Here is a 4,302-nt window from a genome sequence, read left to right on the forward strand (position 1 = left end):
GCCCCCGGCGCATCACGCACGCATCCAGGCGCGGCGGCGCGCGGCGGAGGACGCTGCGGCGCCGGCTGGTGACGGGGCTACGCCGCCCGGCTCGCTCGCCGCGCTGCGCGAGGCCGCGCGTGGCTGCACGCGCTGCCCGCTGCATTGCGATGCGACCCAGGCGGTGTTCGGCGAAGGCCCGGACCGCGCCGCGCTGATGATCGTGGGCGAGCAGCCCGGCGATCGCGAGGACCTGGCCGGGCGTCCCTTCGTCGGGCCTGCCGGTGCGGTGCTGGACCGTGCGCTGTCTACGGCCGGGATCGATCGCGCCGGCGTCTACCTCACCAATGCGGTGAAGCACTTCAAGCACGAGCCACGCGGCAAGCGTCGGCTGCATGTCACGCCCAGGGCCGAGGAGGTCGAACACTGCCGCTGGTGGCTGCGGCAGGAGATCGCGCTGGTGCGGCCGCGGTTGGTCGTCGCGATGGGCGTGACCGCCGCCTTCGCGCTGACCGGCGGGACGCGGCGCATCGGCGACCTGCGCGGCCGCGTCCTGCCATTCGGGCCGGGGCGCGAACTGCTGGTCACGACCCACCCGGCCCATCTGCTGCGCCTGCCCGATGCGCGGCGCGCAGCGGAGGAGACGGCGCGCTTCCATGCCGACCTGGCCGCGGCACGAGGTCACCTGGCAGCGCGGGCGCCGCGCGTGCCCGTGGAAGCCTGCGGCCGGGCGCAAGAACCTCCGACCCATGGCCGGCAGGGCCGAAGCCGGGGATGCGACCCGCCGGAGGTGCGGTGACGCCAAGGGCCGCGCCTGCGCGCCGACGGTCGTCCGGCGATGCCCGCGCGGCGAAGCCGCCGCGCCCGGCGTTCGGAAGGCAGGACGGCGAAACGCTGGCGGGCGGCGCGGAGCGCGACGGGCCCGCGCCGCGCGGCGATGCCGGTCAGACCTTGCCGGCGTAGGACTTCGCCATGCCCTCGCCGGGATCGGCCTGCGGGCCATAGGGCATGATGGGGTAGCGCAGGCCCGCCTTGGACAGGCCGAGCAACCCCTCCACGGCCACCGCCATGTCGGCCGGCGGCAGGGCCATCAGCATCTCGTCGTCCGCAACGCCGCCGTAGCGGCGCTCCGCGTAGCAGGGGATGGACAGGCAGGGCGCGCGGTCGCGCAGGGCGCGGCCCCAGGAATCGGCGCAGGCGCTCTCCCCGGTGATGGAGAAGTCGAAGCGCCTGTACGTCTTCCACTGCAGCCCGTTGATGAAGAGGATCATCTGCGCCGGGTTGGCGTAGAACAGGCAGATGTCGGGGGGGTCGAGCCGCGCGCTGCGCAGCGGCGAGACGACGAGGCCGGCGTAGCGCGCGGGCACGCGCGGCATCTGCGCCTGGTGAAGGGCGGCGGCCTCGCGGTTCTCGAACCAGACGCCTTCGAACTTGCGGCCGGAGAGATAGAGCTCGGAGGGCTCGTTCAGCCCGATCACGCCGCCGCAATTGGAGAAGCCGGGGACGTTGTCGTGCGTGATGCCCATGGTGAAGCCGGCGATGCGCGCCTGGGTCACCAGCTGGCAGGTGGAGAATTTCCGCCCCTCGGGCGGGCGGCGCAGGCCCGGGACCTTGGCCATCTCCTCCGCGCTCTCGAACAGCTTCATGCCGAACGGCAGGGTGCGCAGGCGCAGCAGCTCGGTCAGTTGGCGGGCGAGTTCGGCGACCTGCTTCGCGTCGGGCGGCGCGGCGTCCGCGGCCGGTGGCGCATCGTTCATGGGGTTTCCTCCTGCATCGCGCGGCGGTGCGCCACGCGCGTCTTCCGCGCGATGAGTCGCCACGCGCGTCCTCTGCGCGATGATGCGCCATCGCGACCGGGAGGCAAGAAAGCAGTGAGCCGCCGACCCCGTAGTAAGGGGGTCGGCGGCTTCAGCGGCGCCGGCTGGGGTCAGGCTGCCGGCGCGGCTTCTCGGGCTGCGGCCATGGCCGCGAAGGGGCATCCCTGGCCGCGGCGAGCGCGGCGGATCTCGGCGGCGTAGTGGCCGGGCTGGTGTTCCTCGACGCTCGCGGGCGCGACCACGCTGGTGCGATACGCATCCCATTCCGCATCGCCCCACTGGGTGAAGGCGTCGGTCACGGAGTGCGCGTTCATCACCGCATCGGCGTAGGCGAATTGCGGGATCGGCTGCACCTGCAGGATGGGACGGAGCTGGTTGATCTGCACCGGCGTGTCAGTGCGCGTCAGGCGGATGTTCGTGAACAGCGGGCCGAACCACTTGTCGAATTCCACGACACCCTCGAACTGCTCGTAATGCGGGGAGCGCGGCAGGTTGGCGGGGCTGCGCGACAGCAGAGACCAGCCGGGCGCGGTGCGCACGAACAGGCCGGTCCACATCTGCACCACGCCTGGTTCGGGCAGGCCGGTCAGGAAGGGCGGCGAAAAGCCGCGGATGTCCTCCGGCACCTCCTCGTCGAAGCGGGCGCGGAAATGCGGGTACTGCACAGCACCGAGGCCGAGCGGCATCCATTCATGCTCGAGCTCCTCGCAGGTCCAGAGCACTTCGTGCCCGTCCCACATGAGGGCGAGGTCGAGCGGCGCGGTGATGTGCCAGCCGAAGCCGGCGGCCGTCGTGACCGCGTCGCAGTACCGGAAGGCGCGCGTCGGCAGGCCGCCGAGGCCCGAGCGATCGGCGCGCTCGGGCGCCGGGATGCCGGGGATCAGGCGGTGGAAGGCGACGATGGGCGTCCGGTCCGGGGCCATGGTGCGTGTCCTTGGCGGTGCGGTCAGGGAAACGGGGGCGGGGGCTCCCGCGCGGGGAGCCCCCAGCTCCGGGGATCAGCCGCGGCGCATGCCGGCGCCGATGCGGACGGTGCCCTTGTCGGCGACGGAGGCCGGGGTGCGCATGCCAGCGCCGGTGCGGACGGTGCCCTTGTCGGCGACGGAGGCGGGCGTGCGCATGCCGGCGCCGATGCGGACGGTGCCCTTGTCGGCGACGGAGGCGGGCGTGCGCATGCCGGCGCCGGTGCGGACGGTGCCCTTGTCGGAGACGGAGGCGGGAATGGTGGCCATGGGACGATGCTCCGGTGTTCGAAATCTCGATCTGGCGGCGCCAGACACCCGGAAGTTGAAGATCATCGACGACAACCGCAAGTAATCTTTCCTACTTGTATGTAATTTTTTTCCTTATAGACTAGAGTGATAGGAAAACGATCACGTCAACCCTCTAATCGGTGGTTCAAAGGCCCTCACCATGACTCAAGCGAACGCTGGATTCATGCAGGGATGACGTCGCTCACGCGAAAATAACGGGTGGGGATACAACCTATTAGTTATTCACTCCCTGAGATCATCGCGGGTGGCGCTGGTTTGCCGGCATGCACCCGAAGATGCGCACTAAGGTTATTGCTGAAACCGAAGGTTGCGCTGGTCGACCGCCGGACAACATCACCCAGGGTTGCGCGGCCGGGGTTTGGTAAACGCCATGGCACACGTTATGACAGCGTGAGCATGTCAGATTCCGTTAGCCGTCTCGGGCAGGACGACAAACCTCCCCGCGACCTTGTCCTGCCCCAGGGTGCGCTCGGCGCCGTGCCCTCCATTCGGCTGCGCATCACCATGCTCGGCCGCCTGGATGTACGGTCCTTCATGGGCGATCCCCTGCTGCCGCGCTCGCGAAAAACCCGTGGCGTCCTGGCCGTGCTCGCCATCGAGTCGCCCGAACCCGTGTCCCGCCAGCGCCTGGCCGACCTGCTCTGGAGCCGCCGCGGGGAGGAACAGGCCCGTGGTTCGCTCCGCCAGGCCCTCCATGAGCTCCAGGACTCGCTCGGCGACTGGGGGAAGGGGCTGATCGTCGCGACGCGCGAGACGGTTGCGCTGAACACCACCGGCGTATGGATCGACGCGCGCGAATTGCCGCGCATGGCCCGCGACAGGCCCGAGGCGCTGAACCTGCTGCAGGCCGAACTGCTTTCGGACCTCGACAGCCTCGACGCCGCCTTCGACGCCTGGCTGACCGACCAGCGGCGCCGCCTGCGCGACTCGGCCCTCGATGCCGCCACTGCCCGCCTCGCGGCCGCCGCCGGCCCCGAGGCGCGGGCGCAGGAAGCGCGGCGCGTGCTCGCCATCGATGCCGCCCAGGAACCGGTCTGGCGCACCCTGATCCGCGCCGAGGCCGAGCGCGGCGACCGCGGCGCAGCCTTCGCCGCCTGGGAGGAATGCCGGCGCGTCTTCGCCGATCGATTCCGGGGCGCGCCCTCGCCCGAGACCGCCGCGCTCGCCGAATCGCTGCGCGGCGAGGTCGCCACGCCGCCGCCCCGCCCGGTGCGCCGTTCCGCCGCCCGCGG

The 4,302-nt window shown here is 71.4% G+C and carries 5 protein-coding genes; 2 read left to right on the top strand and 3 right to left on the bottom strand.

Annotation, left to right across the window (positions count from 1 at the left end; all coding sequences use genetic code 11):
• The coding region (locus HW578_RS23505) for a UdgX family uracil-DNA binding protein (protein WP_232479234.1) at nt 1–778 on the top strand (778 nt) is incomplete at its 5' end.
• A 145-nt stretch (nt 779–923) separates the two neighbouring features.
• On the opposite strand, the gene HW578_RS23510 is transcribed toward HW578_RS23505, so the two are convergent.
• The 3 genes from HW578_RS23510 to HW578_RS23520 form a co-directional block, all read right to left on the bottom strand.
• The gene (locus HW578_RS23510) at nt 924–1,736 is read right to left on the bottom strand and encodes a DUF169 domain-containing protein (RefSeq protein ID WP_198373137.1); all 813 of its coding nucleotides are present in this window, start codon (nt 1,734–1,736) and stop codon (nt 924–926) included.
• 170 nt (nt 1,737–1,906) lie between these two features.
• A complete protein-coding gene (locus HW578_RS23515; protein WP_198373138.1) occupies nt 1,907–2,719 on the bottom strand; it encodes a DUF6065 family protein in 813 nt (270 codons plus the stop codon).
• A gap of 75 nt (nt 2,720–2,794) precedes the next feature.
• Entirely contained in the window at nt 2,795–3,094 is a 300-nt protein-coding gene (locus HW578_RS23520; protein ID WP_232479235.1) for a hypothetical protein, read from the bottom strand.
• Nucleotides 3,095–3,466: 372 nt separating this feature from the next.
• On the opposite strand from HW578_RS23520, the gene HW578_RS23525 reads away from it, so the two are divergent.
• On the top strand, nt 3,467–4,302 hold an 836-nt coding region (locus tag HW578_RS23525; RefSeq protein ID WP_304621648.1), incomplete at its 3' end, for an AfsR/SARP family transcriptional regulator.

This window comes from Roseomonas rosulenta (genome assembly GCF_016106005.1).
Taxonomy (GTDB): Bacteria; Pseudomonadota; Alphaproteobacteria; order Acetobacterales; family Acetobacteraceae; genus Neoroseomonas; species Neoroseomonas rosulenta.